Genomic DNA, 22,009 nt, shown 5'->3' on the forward strand with positions numbered 1-22,009 from the left:
CTACTAACTGTATGTGAGCTTTTTCTATATTTTGATTCCATAAATCTAAAATATAGATTTTTATAGTACTAAAGTAACTGCACTAAAGTGCAGGGTTTTAAACCAGTTTTGTGACCAATAAATGATTTTTACATAAAAAACGCTCATAAAGATGTTATTTTAATCCGAACTACTCACCCATCATCTGGGTTAGTATAAACTTTTTCATATTACAAATATTTGTTAAAAATTCGAACAAATGCAATCCTCTTAACTTTCCCTTGTCTTTGATAATGATATCATTGAAGAATAAAGTGGCCTTTTATTATTTTTTAAAGAATGTATAAAACTATAATGAAATGAAAAAAATTATAACCTTCATACTAGTGTTATTTTTTATAATAGCGTGTAATGACGATGATAACAATATTAATACAAACAACAATGCTCTTAGTTTAAAATTAGAAGCAGCTTTAAAAGATTCAGAACTGGCGGGATTTTCTGTTACAGTAGTAAATAGCAACAAGGTCATATATCAAAACTCTTTTGGATATGAATCTATAGTTAAAAATGAAAAATACGGAAGTCACACAATTCAGAATATTGCATCTATATCAAAAACTCTAATCGGATTGGCAATAATGAAAGCTGTAGAAATTGGTAAACTTGATCTGGATACCGACATCAATTCATATTTACCTTTTACCGTTGTCAGTCCGCATCATCCAGATAAAAAAATTACTATTAGACATTTAGCCACACATACATCAGGTATTATTGATGGTGAAATGTATTTCAGAAGTTACGTATTCGAAAACCCAGACGAGGTAGACACATCACTATATCCAACAGATATTCAACCTATTATGGGATTTGTAAAAACCAATGTAAAAATAGATGAATCTGCTTTTTTAAAAAATATATTGTCTACATCTGGTGATTGGTATACCATGGATAATTTTACTGAAGATGTTCCAGGAGGAAGATATCAATACAGCAATATTGCTGCAACATTAGCTGCATTTGTGGTAGAATGTGCAACTGGGGTTACATACGAAGAGTTTACCAACACACATATTTTCGAACCTTTACAAATGAATGCAACAGGTTGGGGTTTTGATGATGTAAATATGAAAAATTTTGCTGAGTTATATTATGATAAAGAATTTGTCGTACCTCAATACTCATTGGTAACAAAAGCAGATGGTGGATTGATAACCAGCCCTTCAGATTTTAGTAAATACCTAATGGAAATGATGAAAGGCTTTAAAGGGAGCGGCACTTTATTATCATCACATTCTTATAAAGAAATGTTTCGTACTCAGGCTAAAAATAATGAAGAACAAAACATGTATAAGGGTCTTTTTTGGGATATTAATGAGAATGGTGTAATTGGACACACAGGTGGTGATCCAGGAGTGATCACTATGTGTGCCTTTGATCCGGTAAAGAATAGAGGATATTATTTTGTTACAAATATGAGTGATGATTTTATTGAAATTGGTGATACCATAGATAAAATCTGGAATATAGTGATAAATCAGAAACTCAATTAAAAGTAGATTTTAACCTTATTTTGCGTATTTAAATAGAATTCATGCTACTTGATGTAATATTCGTTTTTTATTACTTTTTCACAGGAATAAATTTAACTTATTCCTGTGAAAAAGTATTTTGGAAAAGGAACCAGTAGATACTTGGGCATGGACAAAATACATATCCAATATATTTTTGAATACTTAATTTATAATCTGACGGTGTTCAATAAATTTTGTCTATTTTTTTTCAATCTCCATCAAGAAGTCTCTTCATATTTATATTTTCATAATTACGTCTTACAAACTCCATGGCCGTTTTTAGAATCTCACCCATCGACTGGCTACGTCGAAATTTTAAGTCTAACGTAAAATTATACAGATGCTCCCGAAGTTCATTTAAATTCTCTTGTGTAGTAATTCGATCTTCGCACATGCAAGCCACAAGATTTTCATATCGTGATCTGGTTGTCATTATACGCTTGGCTAATATTGAGCGTTCTTCTTTCTTATATTGTTCTATAGAACTTGGTTGCAATCTATCGGTAACCACTTTAACCATCTTATAATTTTCCTTAAAAAATTGCGGTTGATACACTTTTAATTTTCCTTCAAAACATTGTTGATCAAAATCGATAGGCCGTATCTTATACTCTACATGATCAAAATCATGAATTGGGATAATCACATAATTATAAGATCGCATATCCCCTAATAAACGCATCTGACATCGTTCATTAAATTTCACAAACTCTTTAGCGATTTGCGCCTTGGCCTGATCACTTAAATCAGGTAAAAAATCCTTGATAAATACATCCCCAGGGATTCCTGCAATATGCTCTTCTATTAAGGTGTTTTTATACACCAAAAAATTAATTCTATTGGGTGAAAACAAATGTTCTAACTCTAATCCATAAATTCGAGATGCATCTGCTTTTTTTACATAGATATACGTATAATTATCATTAAGAATATTTCTAATCTTTATCCTAAATGGTTTAGAGTTACCAAAAGTACAATAATCAATGGCATCAATATTAAGAAATTCTATTGCATCAAAATTTCCATCAGAGTGAAGTATAATGTACACTTTTTTAAGACTTGACTCTATTTCTGGGCGCTCATGTTCTTCATAATACACTCGAACCCATAAAGTATCCTGATCATTATTATCATAAACTACCACAGAGCCAGCAAATCTTAAGAGGTCATCATAAAATACCGGAATCTTAATTTTACGGTTACATTCTTTCAAATACTTATCCAACATATCTCCAATAGGGTACGTAGGTTTTTTTTTCGACATTAACTTTTCGTCCATAGCAACTTCAGGTAAAAAAGGCAATTTACAAATTTCAAAAATGCGAAGATTAGGATTATCATAGAATTCGCTTGTATTCCTGCTTAAACTAGTTTTTTGCTAGAAAATCTAACCAAACAATACGATTTAAATCCAACAATAGTTTAAAATAGGATGTAACAAAAAACCGGATTTATCGTCTCTTAACTATATAACCTCCAAAAACAAACGAATTGGAAAATATTCTTACCTTAAACAACTTGTCTAAAAAATTTGGAGCACTCACTGCAGTTAGTAATCTATCTTTTACTATAAAAAAAGGAAATGTTTATGGTATTCTGGGTCCTAACGGAAGTGGCAAATCTACCACTTTAGGAATTGTGCTTAACGTAGTCAATAAAACATCAGGAGAGTTCACATGGTTTGATGGTAATATCTCCACCCACGAAGCTCTTAAAAAAGTAGGAGCAATTATAGAACGTCCTAATTTTTATCCCTATATGACCGCAGTACAAAACTTAAAACTTGTGTGTCAAATCAAAGAAGTTTCAACCTCTAAAATAGAAGAAAAGCTTGAAATCGTGGGGTTATTAGATAGAAAAGATAGTAAGTTTAATACCTTCTCTTTAGGAATGAAGCAGCGATTAGCTATCGCATCAGCGTTACTCAATGACCCAGAAATACTCATCCTGGATGAACCTACCAATGGTCTTGACCCGCAGGGAATTCATCAAATTAGAGAAATCATTAAAAAAATTGCCAAACAAGGTACCACTATCTTACTTGCTTCTCACCTACTTGATGAAGTAGAAAAAGTATGTAGTCATGTGGTGATTCTTAGAAAAGGAGCCAAACTTTACTCGGGAAGAGTTGATGAAATGAATGCAAGTCATGGTTTTTTTGAATTGAATAGCAATGAAAATACAATTCTAAAAGAATGGATTTCTAAACATGATAAGTTTGATCGATTTAAAGAAGAAGACGGCAAAATCATTGCTTTTTTAGCACATGAACTGGATGCAGAAAGCCTTAATAAACAACTGAGTAAAGACGGAATTACGCTAACCCATTTGGTAAAACGAAAAGAAAGTCTGGAAGAACAATTCTTACAACTAACTAACAACTTAAACTAATAGAATGTTAAGATTACTAAATATAGAATTTCAAAAATTAAGACACAATAAAGCTTCTAAAGTAATTATTATCACCTATTTTGTTCTAATTACGTTTATTGCACTGATTGCTTCTATAGAATTCAATTTTGCAGGAATTCATTTTAGAATTGCTGATCAGGGAATTTTTAATTTTCCATATATATGGCATTTCAATTCTTATATCGCTGCCTGGGCAAAGTTATTTTTGGCAATTATCATTGTCTCAATGATGGCCAATGAGTATAGTCATAGAACCTTAAAACAAAACCTTATTGATGGTCTTAGTAAAAAGGAATTTATAGCATCAAAATTTCTTACCGTAGTTGCTTTTTCATTAATATCTACACTGTTTTTACTACTGGTATCGTTGATTTTGGGATTAACCTTTTCTGATTACAGTGAGTTTTCGATCATAATTACTGATCTCGAATATATTATCGCTTATTTCACCAAACTTCTTGGTTTTTTCTCTTTCTGTATATTTCTTGGAATATTGGTAAAACGATCAGCTTTTGCACTAGGATTTTTATTCATTTGGTGGGTGCTGGAAAACATTACATATGCTGTACTAAAGTTTAAAATTTTTAAAGGAACGAAGGTAGCTGATACTATTGTTCAGTTCTTTCCTCTAGAATCCATGTCTAACTTAATTGGCGAGCCTTTTAGCAGATTAAATTTCATTAAATCTGCTGCCAGCCAGCTAGGAGAATCTTTTCAAAAAGACTACGCAGTACATTGGTATGAAATTTTAATAGTTCTTATCTGGACAGCTATTTTCATCTTTCTATCCTACAAAATATTAAAAAAGAGAGACTTGTAACACATTTAGGCTAAGTTTCAAAAGCATTCGATCGTAGTATCTGATGCTTTCTTTTTTATCAATGGTCGTTATGGTAAATTTATAAGAACAAGGATAACACATATATTGTCACAGATAAGGTGTATAAAGTAGTTTTCTATTTAATTATTTATTATTTAATATCTTGCCGGCAAAAAATGCCTCAAATGAAAAGAAAAATACGTTTAATTTTATTTGCTTTCTCCCTATTTTTTGTTGGTTATTCTCAAAATGAGCCTACTGACTGTGTTAACTCTATTACTGTTTGTGGAAATACTAATCTAGAATTAAACTCTAATGGTATAGGAGCTAATGATTTCGCTCCAATAGGTAGTAATTCACCTGCATGCTTTGTTGTTCCTGAAAGCCAAAGCTTATGGTTGCGAGTAAATATTGTACAATCAGGAACCCTTGCATTTACGATAACCCCAGAATCTTCTAGCTCTAGCGAAGATTATGATTTTGCAGTATATGGCCCTAACGTTTCATGTGCTACTTTAGGAAACTCTATTAGATGTTCGTCTACAAATCCTATTTCAGCAGGAGTATCAACTCTAACAGGTCTTAGAGATACAGAAACAGATCTATCCGAAGGCCCAGGAATTCTAGGAAACGGTTTTGTTAGATCTATAGATGCTCTTGCCGGAGAAGAATATATTATTTTGGTTGATAATTTTTCCCAGAATGGAGGATTTGATATCGAATTTACCGGGACAGCATTATTACCCGATAGTCCTATAAATACAGCTGGCACAACCACAAACCTCGATCTTACAGAATGTGATATTGTTGGAGACGCCAATGATGGAGTCACAAATTTTAATCTAGATAGCAACACTGCAGCAATATTAGGAACACAAACCAATACTGTAATATCATATCATACTACAGAGGAAGATGCCAGTATTGATAATGCACCTCTTAGCAGTCCCTATTTGAGTACTCAAAATAATGAAACCATTCATGTACGTATAGAAAATACAATTACTGGTTGCTTTATTACAGATACCTTTACATTGATAACCATTCCAGGACCACAAATAACTACTCCAACCCCATTTACGATTTGTGATAATGCCAATGACGGTGATGACAGTAATGGATTTGTTTCTTTTTTATTGAGAGATAAAGACAATGAAATCCTTAATGGATTAAGTCCTACAAATCATATATTAACTTATCACACTTCATTACCAGATGCAAATACTGGTGCTAACGCCATAGATAAAAATACTCCTTTCACAAATACGACAAACCCTCAGGCTATTTTTGTTAGAGCGCAATATGCTCCTTCAGAACCCTGTGTCAATACTATAAGTATTACGCAATTTAATCTAGAAGTAGATTCTTTGCCAACTGCAAACGCAGTTTCTTTGGTACAATGTGATGAATATATGGATCCAACAGACGGTATCACCCTTTTTAATCTTAACCAAGCGAATGATCAGATCACGGGAGGCACAACTAACAGAACAGTATTGTTTTTTGAAGATATGGCATCTGCAAATGCAGGAACACCTTCTATATCAAACACAATCGTTTATCAAAACAATATGGTAAATCAGCAATTATTTGTTCGTGTCATCAATGACACTACTGGATGTTTTAGAATTTCTACCTTAGATCTGGAAGTTAGTGTTACATCTGCAAATGATGCTATTCTAACATTATGTGATGATGATGGCATAGAGGATGGATTTCGACAATTTGATCTTTCATTAGCTGACCCTCAGATACTAAATGGTATACCCACTCCTAATTTGGTAGTAAGCTATTACCAATCTATAGAAGATGCATTGAGTGAATCTAACCCTATAACTTCAATAACCAATACTACTGCTTTAACACAAGGACAAGATATCGTATTTGCAAGGGTAGAAAACCTAAATCAATGTTTTGGTATCAATCAAGTGCAATTATTTCTTAACCCTTTACCCGAAATTAACACAGAAGACGAAGTCTTTTTTTGTCAAAACCAAACCAATATCCAAATCGACAGTGGTTTACAATTTGGCAGTAACTCAAACGATTTTACTTTTCTATGGTCTACAAATGAAACTAGTCAAACCATTTTTGTTGGTCAATCAGGAACTTATACCGTTGCAGTAACCGATATACGAACCGGATGCTCTAAAACCAGAACAGTAAATGTTATTGATTCGGGTAGTGCGACAATTACTTCAACAGTTATCAAAGATGCTCGTGATAACAATACCGTAACTATTATGGCTGATGGATTAGGTAATTACGAATATGCCATAGCCATAGATGGTGTTATTGGTTCATATCAAGATGACCCTACCCTAACCAATGTGCCTCCAGGGTTTCATACCATTTATGTTCGAGATAAAAACGGTTGTTTACCTGTTACCACAAAAGAAATTTCGGTGATAGGTTTCCCAAAATATTTTACTCCTAACGGTGATGGTTTTCATGATTCATGGAACATCATAGGGGTATCAAATGAAATAATGCCAAGTTCGACTCTTTATATTTTTGATCGTTACGGAAAACTGCTTGTTCAGCTAAAAGTAGGAGATTCTGGATGGGATGGCACCTATAACGGGCAAATTTTACCTGCAAACCAATACTGGTTTCGTTCTGAATTAGAAGATGGTAGAATCCTTACCGGAAGTTTCTCTCTTATTCGCTAATTCTATTCGCGGTATTTGGTATCTTTATTGTGAAAAAGAAGAGTATTATGAAATTCGTACTGGAATCCGAATTTAAACCCACCGGGGATCAGCCTGGAGCTATCAAACAACTTGTTAATGGAATAGCATCTGACGAAAAATACCAAACCTTGCTGGGTGTAACTGGTTCTGGAAAAACGTTTACAGTGGCTAATGTTGTTGAGAAAACTCAACGACCTACGATCGTATTAGCACATAACAAAACACTTGCAGCACAGTTATATTCTGAGTTTAAACAGTTTTTTCCTAACAATGCAATAGAGTACTTTGTTTCTTATTATGATTACTATCAGCCAGAAGCTTACATACCAACTTCGGGCACCTACATAGAAAAAGATTTATCTATTAATGACGAAATTGAAAAGCTTAGATTAAGTGCTACTTCATCACTTTTGTCGGGAAGAAGAGATGTTTTGGTAGTTGCCTCTGTATCTTGCCTATATGGTATCGGAAACCCTATCGAGTTTCAAAAAAATGTGATTTCAATCCAAACGGGAGAAGAAGTATCAAGAACTTCGTTATTGCATCGTCTGGTACAAAGTTTATACTCAAGAACAGAAGCAGAATTTAAACATGGTAATTTTAGAATAAAAGGAGATACAGTCGATATTTTTCCGAGTTATGCAGATGATGCTTTTAGAATTCATTTTTTTGGTGATGAAATCGAAGAAATAGAAGCTTTTGATGTACAAACCAATCAAGTGATAGAGAAATACGATAGGTTAACCATCTATCCCGCAAATATGTTTGTAACCTCGCCAGAAATACTAAATACTGCAATTGATCAAATAGCACTGGATTTAGGAAAACAAGTTGAGTATTTTAAGGAAATAGGAAAACCTCTGGAAGCAAAACGCCTGGAAGAACGTACAAATTTTGATTTAGAAATGATCAAAGAGTTGGGGTACTGCTCTGGGATCGAAAATTATTCACGATATCTTGATGGAAGAAACCCAGGTACCAGACCTTTCTGTTTACTAGACTATTTTCCTGACGATTATCTAATGATTATTGATGAAAGTCATGTTACCGTACCGCAAACACATGCGATGTATGGAGGAGACCGATCCAGAAAAGAAAATCTGGTCGAATATGGTTTTCGACTTCCTGCTGCAATGGATAACAGACCTTTAAAATTTGAAGAACTTGAAGCGTTGCAAAATCAAGTGATCTACATTAGCGCTACTCCTGCCGACTACGAATTACAAAAAAGTGAAGGCATATTTGTAGAGCAAATTATTCGCCCCACTGGTTTACTGGATCCCATCATAGAAGTACGCCCAAGTTTAAATCAAATTGATGATTTGATTGAAGAAATACAACAACGAATCGAAGTAGATGAACGTATTTTGGTGACAACATTAACCAAAAGAATGGCAGAAGAACTCACCAAATATTTGACTAGAATTGATATCAGATGTCGTTATATACATAGTGATGTAGATACTTTGGAAAGAGTAGAAATAATGCAAGATTTAAGAAAAGGTCTTTTTGACGTATTAATAGGTGTAAATCTATTACGTGAAGGTTTGGATCTACCAGAAGTATCGTTAGTTGCAATTTTGGATGCAGATAAAGAGGGTTTTTTAAGAAACCAAAGGTCATTAGTACAAACGGTAGGGAGAGCTGCTAGAAATGTAAATGGAAAAGCAATAATGTATGCCGATAAAATTACCGATAGTATGCAAAAAACAATTGACGCTACAGAATATCGTCGAGAAAAACAAATAGCATACAACACAAAACATGGTATTACTCCTACTGCTATCAAAAAATCTTTAGATAGTGCTCTTTCTGGTAAAAAGACAGAATCTTATGCTTTTGAAGTAGCTCCTACGTTACAAGCTGCAGAGGAAGAAACTGCATATTTTACCAAGGAGCAATTAGAAGCACGTGTACGTAATGTTCGCAAAGAAATGGAAAAAGCTGCCAAAGAGCTCGACTTTATGACTGCTGCCCGTTTGCGTGATGAAATAAAAATGCTTCAAGACAAAATACATGCCCAAAAGCATTAATATACGGTCGAATAAAAAAATAATAGTACCTTTAGCAGCACCATAAAGCATATTATTTAAGCCCCCTACTGAATAATTAAAGAAGTTTTTAGTTACACACCAATTACATACATAAAAAGCAAAATATACTGCTAATGCTATCACGTAAAAAAAAAGAACGATTTTCAGTTTTATATGACAGACATTATCGAAGGCTTTATAATTATGCATATAAAGTTCTTAGAGAAAAAGAAATAGCAGAAGAGCTAGTACAAGAATCTTTTATAAAATTATGGCAAAAAATCGATTCGATTAGCAAGGTAGAGAGATCTATAGAATCTTATCTTATAACTGTTTTAAAGAATAAAATAATAGATCATCATCGTAAAAACAACACGAAAAACAAGCATCTAAATTTATACGCACTCAATCGAGATTCTCAACAAGAAATGAATCATGAGTGGGAATTGTCTGAACAAATTCAAAACATCTATGCGTCCATGAATCAAAAGACACTTGAAATATTTAGATTATCAAGAGAACAGGGACTAAGCTATAAAGAGATCGCCTCTCAGAAAAATATTTCAATAAAAACGGTAGAACTGCATATATCAAAGGCATTGTCTATTTTTCGAGAGCAATTAAAAAATTATTTATAATATAGGGTACACCCAATGATATTCGTCATATATACAAAATAGTGGTAATGAAAAATAGTCAAATAACAGAAACCGATATTTGGGCATATGTTTCTAAACAGTCCGATCATGATGTTATAGAAAGAGTTGAGGAATGGATGCAATCAGACCATTATGATGATTCCCTTTTTAAGCAAATAGAAAGCACGTATCTTATTACCGGTAAAAACCCATACCAAAAGCAAGAGCCTGTAGATACGAATCTGGCTAAACAGCGATTTTTTGAAGCATTAGAAGACCACAGCAATACTTCTTCTCAAAACAACAATTGGAAATCAATTCTTAAATACGCAGCTATATTTGCATTACTTTTTGTTTCTGCCACCTATATTTTCTACCTTAATAATGATACTGTCACCATACAAACTGCATATGGAGAACACAAACAAATAGATTTACCTGATGGATCTACTATATGGTTAAACTCTTCAAGTAAGTTAACTTATGATAAAGATGCCCCAAGAACTCTGTATCTGGAAGGAGAAGGTTTTTTTGAAGTCGCTAAAAATAAAGAAGTACCTTTTACAGTAGATACACCAGATCATATTAGAGTAATGGCATTGGGTACAAGTTTTAATATAAAAGCATATCAAAAAAATAAATATACAGAAACAGTTCTATTAACCGGAAAAGTAGAAGTATCGTCAGATACACATTTCAACAACAAGGTGACCATGATTCCTAACGATAAAGTTACCTTTTCTCAAAAAGGCAAAAAAGTAGTTAAGGAAAAAGTAGATTTTATAGAAAATGTCGTAGGTTGGAAATCAGGTAAAATACAATTTAGAAATAAGTCTTTTACCGAGATTGCTTCAGATCTCTCTAACCAATATAACGTAACAATACACTTTGAAAATGAAAAAATATCAAACTATAAGTTTACAGGTACTTTTGATAAAGGTACTCCTATTTCTGAAATTTTAGAAGTACTTCAATTAACCAAATCCTTTACATACAAGACACCATCAAATAACGAGTTTATAATTCAATAAAAAATGTGGAGAAACTGCCATTTCTCCACATAGGTGCCTAATTAATACCAGATCAACAAAATCAGTACTAATTTTTTGAACTCTAAAAATATAAAATTATACCATTTTTTAGCATAGACATGTCTAGAAAATGACAAAAAACTGGTTTTCTTAATGAGGTTATCTCAAAAACATTATTATCATGTCGTATTGATAATATTCATAACAATTCCTGCTTTATCTCAAAGTACAATATCATTAAATGTAGATAATGCTCCTTTATATACAATAATAAGAGATATTGAAGCACAAACATCTTACAACTTTATCTACAATAATGATGAAATTGATGAATATCAAAATTATAGTATTGCTGTTTCTGAAGCAGAAATTGCCATAGTACTGTCCAATTTGTTTGATGACACTACTATTCGCTATCAATTAAAAAACAAACGTATTGTTTTATCTAACAAAAATAGCTCTGCCCCTTCAACAGGAAACATAAAGTATTCTATTAATGGTATCATAAAAAATGCAATTACAGGAGAAACACTTATTGGCGCTAGTATTTTGGTAAAGGGTAAAAACTCGGGAGCGGTTTCTAATGAATATGGATACTATTCATTAACACTCCCGCAAAAAAAATATGTTTTACAGTTTTCGCATATTGGATTTGATCTACTAGAAATAGAAATCGACTTAACAGAAGCTCTTACTTTGGATATAGAACTCTATCCAGAAGTAAATACATTAGATGAAATTGTAATTATTTCTTCTAAAAACAATGAACAAAAAAATCAAAACTTTCTTGGAGTAACCAACTTAAAACGTGAAGCTATTAAAAAATTACCATCTTTATTGGGAGAAGCAGATGTGACCAGAGCTTTTTTGACACAACCAGGGCTAAATACTGTTGGCGAAGGAGCCTCTGGATTTAATGTAAGAGGTGGAAATATTGATCAAAACTTAATATTACTAGACGAGGCTCCCATCTATAATTCATCACATATATTTGGTTTTTTTTCAATTTTTAATAACGATGCTATTAAAGACATTAAGCTATACAAGGAAGGAATTCCATCACGATATGGAGGAAGAGCTTCTTCTGTAGTGGATGTTAGGCTTAGAGAAGGAAGCACAAAAGTCTGGCAGGTTGAAGGAGGAATAGGAATGTTATTTTCTAGACTAACCATAGAAGGTCCTTTAAAAAAAGACAAAATAAGTTTTCTTGCTTCTGGAAGAAAATCATATTTCGGACTCTTATTACCTCTATTAAGTAACGAAGATTTTAAAAATTCGAAACTAGATTTTGATGATTTAAGTGTTAAACTAAACTGGTCTATTAATAATAAAAACAAAATTTATGTTTCTGGTTACTTTGGATCTGACATAATGGAATTAAATTATGAAACTTTTTTTGACCCTCTCGACCCAACAAATCAAGAGGAAGAAGAAAGAGTTGGTCTAAAATGGAGAAATACAACTGGTACCATACGATGGAATAACATCATATCAAATAACTTATTTATGAATATTTCAGGTATATATAGTAAATATAACTATGAACTTTCATCTCAAAATTTCATGGGAGTTAGCTTTTTAAATTCTCTAGGATCTAATTATGATTGGAAATCTTCTATAGAAAACTGGATTATAAAACCTGATTTTACCTGGTATCAAAATACCAATACCACAATTAGGTTTGGAGCACATAACACCTATCATAAATTTACACCGGGAAATGTAGAGGTTCACGAAGAAGGAAAAAATAACTTTAGTTTGAATATTGAAAGAGGACTCGAAATTGCTCCGTATTTCGAATATGAAAAAAAATGGAAACACCTTTTGTTAAACGCCGGGCTTCGATACTCCTGGTTTGCAAATTTAGGTCCAAATAGTGTTCCTAATTATGCTTCGGATCTTCCAAAAACCGAAAACTCTATCACAGAAACCATAACGTATGCAGAGGGAAAAGTAATAAAAAATTATGCAGGTTTAGAACCTAGAGTATCCTTAAAATATGATTTTACTAAAAGACACACTTTTAAAATTGGGTATAACAGATTACTACAATATTTGCATTTAATTTCTAACACTACTGCTACACTACCCTATGATATCTGGAGACCATCTGGAAAACATATTGAGCCCCTTATCGTCAACCAATTTTCCACAGGCTATAAGTTTACGACTAACAACAAAACTTTTGATTTCTTAATAGAAAGCTATTACAAAACATTTAACAACCTACTAGAATATAAAAACGGAGCAGATTTATTTGTAAATAACAACTTGGAAACTCAACTATTACCAGCAAAAGGTTTTGCATATGGTACCGAATTTAGTATCTATAAAAATCAAGGAAAACTAACAGGAAATATTAACTACACCTATTCTGTTGCCAAAAGAAAAACAACCAGCCCTTTTAGTTCTGAAAACCTTAATAATAGCACCTACTACCCTTCTAATTATGACAAACCACACATTATTAATACCACAACAAGTTACAAACTTGGAAAAAAATGGGATGTCACCCTCTTTTTCACCTACCAAACAGGTAGACCAATTACTGTTCCCACAGGAAAAATATTTGTAGGCAATATTCCATTTCTCACCTATTCTAACAGAAACCAACACAGGCTTCCAGAAACTCACAGAATGGATCTTTCATTTTCTTACACTCCCAATAGAAAAGACAAAAAATGGCAAAACAGCTGGTCTTTTGGTATTTATAATATTTATGGCAGGAAAAATACCTTTTCACAATACAACAGTTTTAACGATGGGGAGTTTAAAACATTTAGGTTTTCTACAATTGGAGCACCAATTCCATTTTTCACCTATAATTTCAAATTTTAGTTATGAAAAAAATATTTTTTTTAAATACATTTCTGTTACTGTGCTCTGGTTTACTTATGAACTGTACCAGAGAAGTTACTTCTGAGGTTGAGTTTGTACCCCAGATATTTATTACAGGAGGCGTAAATGCCGTAGAAAAGAAGGCAACACTTCGTATCCAGAGATCCGTTCCTATAGATAGTAATACACCTGATTTCGTTACCAACGCCAAAGTAACTTTATACACAAAAGATAAAAATGGAAATACTTCTGTAGTAACTAATAATTTTAGTGAATCAAATGGAGCATACGAGAGTATTGATATAATCGATCCAATTGTAGGAAATCAATATTGGATAGAGGTTTCTATCCCTAACGAAGATTCTTTTAAATCTATACCAGAAACACTTAAAGAAATAGTCCCTATCAAAAGTATAGAAATCGTTAATAACATTCCTCGTATTATCTTTGATGATGTAGAAAATGAACGTAATTTTTATTACCTAAGTATCGTCTATTTTATAGATTTCAACCCTATCGATAGTGACGAAATTGTAATAAATGATATTCTTTTTGACGGAAACAAAGATACATTTCTAGAACCCGAAATAAATAAAGCTTTTGACATTTTATTAGTACAACTTACCCATGTAAATGCCAACACCTATCAATACCTAACCAATGTAGATATATTACGAGAGTTTAGAAATATAAATATTGAAGGAGAAAATCCGGGTGAATTATTTTCTACTCCTCCTGTTAACGTAACTGGCAATATGACAAACACCACCAAAAGCCAAACTGCCCTTGGTAATTTTGCTGCTATCAACTATGATACTTCGATTTTTACAATTGAAATCACTGCTAATAAAACCATGGTATTATCAAAAAAACACGTCCCCTAAGAATCACCATTATAGAGCTTATCAAACTTCAAAATAAACCAAAAACAATGGTTACCTAAAACTGAAATCGATATCCAAAATCAGGAAAAAATCCTATTTGATTTACCTGATCGATTTGGTTTGTTAAACGGTTATATCGACGGGTAAAAACATTCTCGTTATTTGTTAGATTCTGAAGGTCTATGTAAAATTGATGTGAGTGTTTTTTTGTCTTACTATTAATTTTATATCCAACTTTTACATCCCATCTAAAATAATCATCCTGTTGTTCACTAAAAGCGATATCCTCTCTTAAAACTTCAAATCCAGCCGCCTGAGATGCTTCAAGATTAATAGGAGTAAAATATTTGCCTCCAGATACTGTTAGCTTGGTATCAAAAAACAACACATCTTTCTTTGACTTTCCGATAGTAAATTCTTTTCCTGCTAACATATTTACTACATATCCATTATTAAATGGGGTATTACGTTCTATCCCGTCACTTCCTTCATATTTACTCTCGAATAATGAGGTGGTTAGTAATCCATAATATCCATCGCTGAAAAACTTCTCCAAGGTTAACTCAATTCCTTGGTTAAACCCTGTTCCTTCATTAACCAATGACACTCGATCATTTCCGAACCCAAAATCTGCTCCTTCTGTCAGAGAAGAATAACTGGAAGAAAACGACTCTACAGCTGCATTATCAATATCCTGGTAATACACTTCTACCTTTCCTCTCCAACCTTTACTTATTCTTACATCATACCCTAAAACGTAGTGATTGCTTCTCATAAAATCCAAATCTCTATTAGTCTGAACCGATTCTCCGTTAATTTCTTCATTCAAAAATAATAATGGTAAAGAAATGGGCTGATGATGCAGTCCATATCCAAAACTAAAACGGTGTGCATTACCTACTTTATATGTAAGTCCCGCTCTGGGCTCTAGCACAAACTGCTCATTCAAAGAACTATATTGACCGTGTACCCCTGCATTTAGTGTTAATTTTTCTGTTAATCTAAACTGCCCTTGTATATAAGGTTGTACAATATTTAAACTTTCATCTATATCGATAAAAGTATAAAGATCAGGATCTCCGTCACCATCATTATCAGATTGTTCATCCCTATCTCTTAGTACAGATTCTACGTTAAATCTTTCTACCAAAACTCCTGTTCGTATAGTACTTTTGCTACTTAATTTAGAATTAAAAAGTGTCGAAAATGTTAAACGGTCTTCTACATTATCTATTTCTGTATAATTAAGCATACGTTCCTGGGGGGTATCCTTATCGATAAAACGGTCTGTTTTAAATTCATTACCTGTAAACGATCCCGCAACAATTGTTCTAAGAAAAGAAGAAGAACCGATATTAATTTGATGTTTCAGCCCAAGAACTCCAAAACCAGAATCGGCATACGAGTTTTCATCTTCTGCAGCAAACAAATCATCTTCGTCTATATCATCTCCTAAGAATTCTATATCAGAAGTACCATTGATCCCAAACAATGAAAAACTACCCAGTTTACCCTTTCCAAAATCTATATTATACGAGATATCATAGTAATTAGGAGTAGCCGATGTACCTCCTGCACCTGATCCCAATAAACCAATTAATGAATATCTTCCTGCCACCAGAAAAGAGCCTTTATTTTTTCCAAGTGGCCCTTCTGCCATTGCTTCTACACCACTAAATGTACCTACTTGTGCAGAAAATTCATAATCATCCTTGTTTCCTTTTCTAAACCCTAAATCAAACACCCCTCCAAGTGCATTACCATATTCTGACGGGAATGCAGAGGTTATAAAATCAGAATTTTTTAACAGATTTGGATTCAGTGCTGAAACTGGGCTTCCTGTGGTTCCGGCGGTAGAGAAATGATTTGGGCTAGGAATAGGAACCCCTTCTAGTCTCCATAATAACCCTACAGGAGAATTACCTCGTACCACAATATCATTTCTACTATCATCAGGTGCCGAAACTCCGGCAAAATTTGCTGCCAAACGGCCAACATCACTTCTTCCTCCCGAAAATCGAGTTACTTCTTCTACCCCAAATTGCCTTGCAGATACAGAAGTAAGTTTATTAATTGCCTCTGCTTTACTAGTTTTTGAAGTAATAATTATTTCATCCAGTTGACCAAAGGATTCGATAATTGCAACATTAACAACAGCATCTTTACCAGAGGTAACCACAATATTGGGTAATGTTATCGACTCAAACCCAATAAAACTTACTCGTATAGCACGACGCCCTACTGGTACATTGCTTAATGTAAAATAACCATCGATATCGGTAATTACTCCTTTTGCCTGTTCTGTTTCTAACAATTCTATAGTTGCACCTACAAGAGGAGTTTCTGATTGCTTATCTATTACCAATCCTTTAATTACTCCATTTTGGGCATTTATTACAAAGCCAAATAAAAGCGTAAATATTAATGCTACATTTTTCATAATACGATTATTGATTTTCATCAAATCTGTAATTTATTTTCGCATATGAAAAAAGAAAATTCATGAATTGGTATTTAAACCTTTAACGTGTCAAAAAACCACTTAAATAACATAAAATCATATTAACTATATCATTTACAAGCCAACGAATATTTATTGCAATTCAGCTTCTAATTTGACAATTGAAAAGTATCCTAAGTCATATTTGCACAAGAGTTACGTATATTTACTCACATTGCTTACAACAGCATTATTATATACTATATATGATATCAAAAGCTACTATAAAAAAAATTGGATTTTGTTTTCTTATCACTAACTTGGTTTACTTTCTTGTGAAATCTACGATTCATGAAACTGAAAGCATATTTGAATTTAGCGGTGAAGGTAAATTTCACTACATCACAGCTTTTTTTCTTTTTTTAACAACGTTAGAAACCAACAATTGGTTAATTAAAAAAGTAACCAGATCTACCAATAAAAATTTAGACCAAAGTAATGGGCTTAAAATCATTGCCATTAATATAGCCATCTTAACACCTATAATTGCATTCATCTACTATATTGGCGTTTTTAAGTTGAATGATTTATTCGGAATTTTTCTTGACGAAGAGCCTTCTTGGTTGTCATTTCGTGTAGATTTTCTACGAGCAATGTTATTAGGGTTTGCTGTTATTCTTTTTAATCTTTTTTATTATTCTTTACAACAGAAAAAAGAAATGGACAATGCTATGGATAGACTTAAAAAAGAAGTAATGACTTCTAAATACAAGTCTTTAAAAAATCAAATCAGTCCACATTTTCTATTTAACAGTTTAAATACACTTACCTCTCTCATGTATGAGGATCGTGATTTAGCTTCGGATTTTGTTTCTCGACTTGCTACATGTTACAGATATATTCTAGATAATCGTGAAGAAGATCTGGTAAGTCTTGAAAAAGAATTAAACTTTTTGGATTCGTTTATATTTATGATGACTATTAGACATGAAGGAGCTTTGAGCATTACTACACATATTTCTATTGACCCAAAAGAATACTTAATCCCAACATTATCATTACAAATGCTTGTAGAAAACGCACTTAAGCACAATTATTATTCTAAAGAAAAACCATTAGAAATTAGTGTCATTTCTATTGAAGAAAAAAGTATTACCATTCAAAACAATCTAAGAATAAGAGAACAGAAAGAAGAATCAACCAAATTAGGGCTTAAAAATATTAGAAACAGGTATTCCTTTTATACAAATCAAGAAATTAATGTGGAAACAAAAAATGAGCATTTTAAAGTTACCATCCCTTTATTACCTAAAAACATAAAAGAAGTTACTATAATAAAAGTTTCGTAAAAATGACCGCTGTAATTGTTGAAGATGAAAGTATAGCCTCTAGGCGTTTAGCTAATCTCATAGAAGAACTGGCTCCCGAAATAGAAATAACCGCTCAGATTACCTCTGTAGAAAGCGGAGTGCGCTGGTTTAAAAACAACCCGCAACCTGATTTAATATTTCTAGACATTCAATTAAATGATGGATATGGATTCGATATCATAGATTCATTAGAAGATCACCCTCCTATTATTTTTACCACTGCCTACAATGAATATGCTATACGAGGTTTTAAATACAATGGATTAGATTATTTACTAAAACCAATCGATAAAAAAGATTTAGAAAATGCATTGACCAAATATCGAAAAAACAACATTACTAGTAGCAAATCATTAAATGAAGATAAATTTGAGCATATTAAAGGTCTGTTTACAAAAGAATACAAAAGACGGTTTATGATAAAAATCGGTAATCAGTTTAACACGTTTGATGTAGACAGTATTGCCTATTTTAAATCTCATGAAGGTAGTATTTTTCTGCACTCACATTCTGGCAAACATTATCCAATAGAATATACCATAGATCAATTAGAAGATATTCTTAACCCAGTTCATTTTTTTAGGATTAACAGAAAGTTTATGGTTTCGGTACATGCGGTAACAGAAATCCATAGTTATTTTAATAGCAGACTATTGCTAAAATTAAAACCAATGGATGACGAACAAATTATTGTTTCAAGAGAACGAACTTCTAATTTTAAAAAATGGTTGGACCTATAATTATAAAATGACAAAAAGGATACTATTTATAGTGGTAGCTTTCTTAAGCTTTCTAATAGGGATATACCCTCTTATCTACCTTTTTATAGATCGAACATTTGGTTTATTAGGGTCTAAAGATCGTGAATTGTTAAGTAATTTTATCTGGAATATCGCTTTTTACTCTCATATATTTCTTGGGGGAGTTGCTTTATTAATCGGTTGGGTTCAATTTCATGAAAAAATAAGAGCTACTCGACCAAAATTACATAGAACAACAGGAAAGGTTTATATAATTGCTGTTCTTATAAGTGGGGTTTCTGGGATATATATTGGTTGTTTTGCTACTGGTGGTATCATCTCATCTCTTGGGTTTATTTCTCTGGGCATACTCTGGATTTACACCACGCTAAATGCCTTTTTATATGTAAAAAAAGGTTTGATAATACAGCATCAAGTAGCTATGCATTACAGCTATGCCGCTTGTTTTTCTGCCGTTACTCTTAGAATATGGCTACCCTTACTCATACTTTTTCTTGAAGATTTCACTATTGCTTATAGACTGGTAGCCTGGTTAGCTTGGATACCTAATATACTACTAGTTTACTATTTTACTGAAAGAATAAAAAGAAAATTAATGATTACTCCTCTATAAAAAAGAAAGAAGTCATCTATAAATTTTTATAAACAACCTCTTTCACATTAACTAACTAAATATCAAATCAAACTATACTATATCTATCAATCTTTTAGGTTGTATTTTTGCTTCTTCTTTTTTAGGAAGGTTTATAGTTAATATTCCGTTCTCGTATGATGCACTTATATCATTCCCATTTACAGTTTCTGGTACTGCAAAAGTTCTTTTGAAGGAATCATAACTAAACTCTTTTCTAGTATATTTACGATTCTCTTTATCTTCATTTACAGAAGAGGTTTCTGACGATATAACCAATACATCATTATCTAACTCTAAATCGAACTTATCTTTAGAAAGCCCCGGTGCAGCCAGTTCTAGAACAAAACCCTCATCGGTTTCTTCTATATTAACAGCAGGAATATTGGTGTTAATTTTATTAGTTTCTGTAATTCCTCCTAACCAATCGGTAGTTAAAAAATCATCAAAAAGAAAGGGTAATCTGTTGGTTCTTTTTACTAAACTCATTGTATTATGTTTTTGTAATTAATTTAATTTTCAAATTCAATGAGTATATAGCAATTAGAGTTCCAATGCATTTTTTAAGACTTTTTGTCACTAAACTATATCAAAAACATGTCATGATGGCATTTTTCCTGTATTTTACCAGCCATTACTGCATAAAAAAAGTTTAAAAAGTAACTCTAACAAGCCACTCTTTAAACTTTATAATAATAACAATTTGTCCTAAAAGATCATTAATCATCTTCGAATTGCACGTCCACAAGCCGAAGGAAGCTCTCTCACAAATTGTTTTAAAGCTTTAATGTCAATAACAAAAATCTTGTAAAAAGGATTCATAAATAGGTTTTAAGGTTAAACAACAACAAGTAATCATTACTATTTGACTTCTTAAAACTGACTTCTTAACAATCTTACAATAAAGATAATCGATTATAACCAACTTTTAATCAAATACTTAAAACAAAAAAATAAAAAATCGATCAAAAACAATTATCTTCGGCAACTATCTATTTCTAGCACTAAATCATCTTTTCATATTTCATCATGCATACTATGCATATAACCCTTACCTTTTACAAACCAATAAATTAATTGTAAAAGCGAGAAAAAATAGAAATAAGTTCTTTGGGAGGGATCACTTTATTTGGGTATTTATGCATCTCGCTTAAAACAGTATTGATTGCCTCTGGTCGTAACCCCATTTGAAGACCTAAATCTTTGATCGCATCAACCTCTAGAGGAGATACCTCTTGATCAATATTCATCAACAAAACCAATCTATGAAACTGAAGAATTCGCTGTGACTCTGGCTGTAAGTTCTTTTTCTCTACTTCTGTATCAACCAATGCATTTACCTCTGTTTCGGTAATATTTAACTGTGATGCTACCGCCAAAATAAAACCATACTCTTGATCTTTAAGTTTATTATCTACCTTGGCAAACTGTATCATCTCTGACAACAAACTCAATTTTTCCTCTTTACTATACATATTCTTTATTTACTTTTGGCCGAAAATAATAAATTTCAACCAAACAAATACTCTAAAACTTGGGTTCTGCTTTACCTATTATATCTTTATAAAAACATACATTTGCAACATGGGTTTAACAAACAATGATATTTTCAAAAAACTAAGAGTCGCTCATAAATTACGTGATGACGATATTGTAAAAATTTGTGCTTTAGTTGATTTTAAAGTTACCAAAAGTGAATTAGGAGCTATTTTTAGAAATGAAAACCATCCAAAATACATGGTCTGTGGAGATCAAATTCTCCGTAATTTTTTAAACGGGTTGATCATACACCTAAGAGGCCCTTTACCTCCAAAAAATGACACTCCCAATAAACCAAAGAATACGAATTAACACTTTTAACTTCAAACATAAATGCTTAATTTGGTTATACTGTACTTATAG

General features: G+C 32.4%; 17 protein-coding genes. 13 read left to right on the top strand and 4 right to left on the bottom strand.

Annotated features, from left to right (window positions below):
* The first annotated feature begins 338 nt into the window (after nucleotides 1-338).
* Nucleotides 339-1,535, top strand: a complete 1,197-nt coding sequence (locus ABW636_RS19660; RefSeq protein WP_367591794.1) for a serine hydrolase domain-containing protein — start codon at nucleotides 339-341, stop codon at nucleotides 1,533-1,535.
* A gap of 229 nt (nucleotides 1,536-1,764) precedes the next feature.
* On the opposite strand, the gene ABW636_RS19665 is transcribed toward ABW636_RS19660, so the two are convergent.
* Nucleotides 1,765-2,835 carry a hypothetical protein gene (locus ABW636_RS19665; protein WP_367591795.1) on the bottom strand — a complete coding sequence of 357 codons (1,071 nt, stop codon included), beginning with the start codon at nucleotides 2,833-2,835 and terminating at the stop codon, nucleotides 1,765-1,767.
* A 212-nt stretch (nucleotides 2,836-3,047) separates the two neighbouring features.
* On the opposite strand from ABW636_RS19665, the gene ABW636_RS19670 reads away from it, so the two are divergent.
* From ABW636_RS19670 to ABW636_RS19705, 8 genes are all read left to right on the top strand, one after another.
* On the top strand, nucleotides 3,048-3,947 hold the full coding sequence (locus ABW636_RS19670) for an ABC transporter ATP-binding protein (RefSeq protein ID WP_367591796.1): 900 nt from the start codon (nucleotides 3,048-3,050) through the stop codon (nucleotides 3,945-3,947).
* Nucleotides 3,948-3,951: 4 nt separating this feature from the next.
* Entirely contained in the window at nucleotides 3,952-4,788 is an 837-nt protein-coding gene (locus ABW636_RS19675; protein WP_367591798.1) for an ABC transporter permease, read from the top strand.
* Between the two features lie 185 nt (nucleotides 4,789-4,973).
* On the top strand, nucleotides 4,974-7,460 hold the full coding sequence (locus tag ABW636_RS19680; protein WP_367591799.1) for a T9SS type B sorting domain-containing protein: 2,487 nt from the start codon (nucleotides 4,974-4,976) through the stop codon (nucleotides 7,458-7,460).
* A gap of 47 nt (nucleotides 7,461-7,507) precedes the next feature.
* Nucleotides 7,508-9,514, top strand: coding sequence for an excinuclease ABC subunit UvrB (uvrB, locus tag ABW636_RS19685; protein WP_367591800.1), 2,007 nt, complete (start codon nucleotides 7,508-7,510; stop codon nucleotides 9,512-9,514).
* A 134-nt stretch (nucleotides 9,515-9,648) separates the two neighbouring features.
* Nucleotides 9,649-10,152 (top strand): sigma-70 family RNA polymerase sigma factor, encoded by a 504-nt coding sequence (locus ABW636_RS19690; RefSeq protein WP_367591801.1) that lies wholly within the window; start codon nucleotides 9,649-9,651, stop codon nucleotides 10,150-10,152.
* Between the two features lie 47 nt (nucleotides 10,153-10,199).
* On the top strand, nucleotides 10,200-11,183 hold the full coding sequence (locus ABW636_RS19695) for a FecR family protein (RefSeq protein ID WP_367591802.1): 984 nt from the start codon (nucleotides 10,200-10,202) through the stop codon (nucleotides 11,181-11,183).
* Nucleotides 11,184-11,336: 153 nt separating this feature from the next.
* Nucleotides 11,337-14,021 (top strand): TonB-dependent receptor, encoded by a 2,685-nt coding sequence (locus ABW636_RS19700; RefSeq protein ID WP_367591803.1) that lies wholly within the window; start codon nucleotides 11,337-11,339, stop codon nucleotides 14,019-14,021.
* A gap of 2 nt (nucleotides 14,022-14,023) precedes the next feature.
* Nucleotides 14,024-14,905 (top strand): DUF4249 domain-containing protein, encoded by an 882-nt coding sequence (locus tag ABW636_RS19705; RefSeq protein ID WP_367591804.1) that lies wholly within the window; start codon nucleotides 14,024-14,026, stop codon nucleotides 14,903-14,905.
* A 55-nt stretch (nucleotides 14,906-14,960) separates the two neighbouring features.
* Here the strand turns inward: ABW636_RS19705 and ABW636_RS19710 are convergent, their stop codons facing one another.
* Nucleotides 14,961-17,366, bottom strand: a complete 2,406-nt coding sequence (locus tag ABW636_RS19710) for a TonB-dependent receptor (protein ID WP_367591805.1) — start codon at nucleotides 17,364-17,366, stop codon at nucleotides 14,961-14,963.
* 314 nt (nucleotides 17,367-17,680) lie between these two features.
* Between ABW636_RS19710 and ABW636_RS19715 the strand changes: the two genes are divergently transcribed.
* From ABW636_RS19715 to ABW636_RS19725, 3 genes are read left to right on the top strand one after another with little or no spacing between them, the layout of a single operon-like run.
* Nucleotides 17,681-18,694: a sensor histidine kinase gene (locus ABW636_RS19715; RefSeq protein WP_367591806.1), complete on the top strand. Its 1,014-nt coding sequence runs from the start codon at nucleotides 17,681-17,683 to the stop codon at nucleotides 18,692-18,694.
* 2 nt (nucleotides 18,695-18,696) lie between these two features.
* The gene (locus ABW636_RS19720; protein ID WP_367591807.1) at nucleotides 18,697-19,455 is read left to right on the top strand and encodes a LytR/AlgR family response regulator transcription factor; all 759 of its coding nucleotides are present in this window, start codon (nucleotides 18,697-18,699) and stop codon (nucleotides 19,453-19,455) included.
* 7 nt (nucleotides 19,456-19,462) lie between these two features.
* Nucleotides 19,463-20,089, top strand: coding sequence for a DUF2306 domain-containing protein (locus tag ABW636_RS19725; protein WP_367591808.1), 627 nt, complete (start codon nucleotides 19,463-19,465; stop codon nucleotides 20,087-20,089).
* 72 nt (nucleotides 20,090-20,161) lie between these two features.
* Here the strand turns inward: ABW636_RS19725 and ABW636_RS19730 are convergent, their stop codons facing one another.
* A complete protein-coding gene (locus tag ABW636_RS19730) occupies nucleotides 20,162-20,596 on the bottom strand; it encodes an Hsp20/alpha crystallin family protein (protein WP_367591809.1) in 435 nt (144 codons plus the stop codon).
* 584 nt (nucleotides 20,597-21,180) lie between these two features.
* A complete protein-coding gene (locus ABW636_RS19735) occupies nucleotides 21,181-21,582 on the bottom strand; it encodes a TerB family tellurite resistance protein (protein ID WP_367591810.1) in 402 nt (133 codons plus the stop codon).
* A 109-nt stretch (nucleotides 21,583-21,691) separates the two neighbouring features.
* On the opposite strand from ABW636_RS19735, the gene ABW636_RS19740 reads away from it, so the two are divergent.
* Nucleotides 21,692-21,958, top strand: a complete 267-nt coding sequence (locus ABW636_RS19740) for a DUF1456 family protein (protein ID WP_367591811.1) — start codon at nucleotides 21,692-21,694, stop codon at nucleotides 21,956-21,958.
* The last annotated feature ends 51 nt before the right edge of the window (nucleotides 21,959-22,009 follow it).

Source organism: Aquimarina discodermiae, assembly GCF_040786235.1.
In the GTDB taxonomy this organism is placed as follows: domain Bacteria; phylum Bacteroidota; class Bacteroidia; order Flavobacteriales; family Flavobacteriaceae; genus Aquimarina.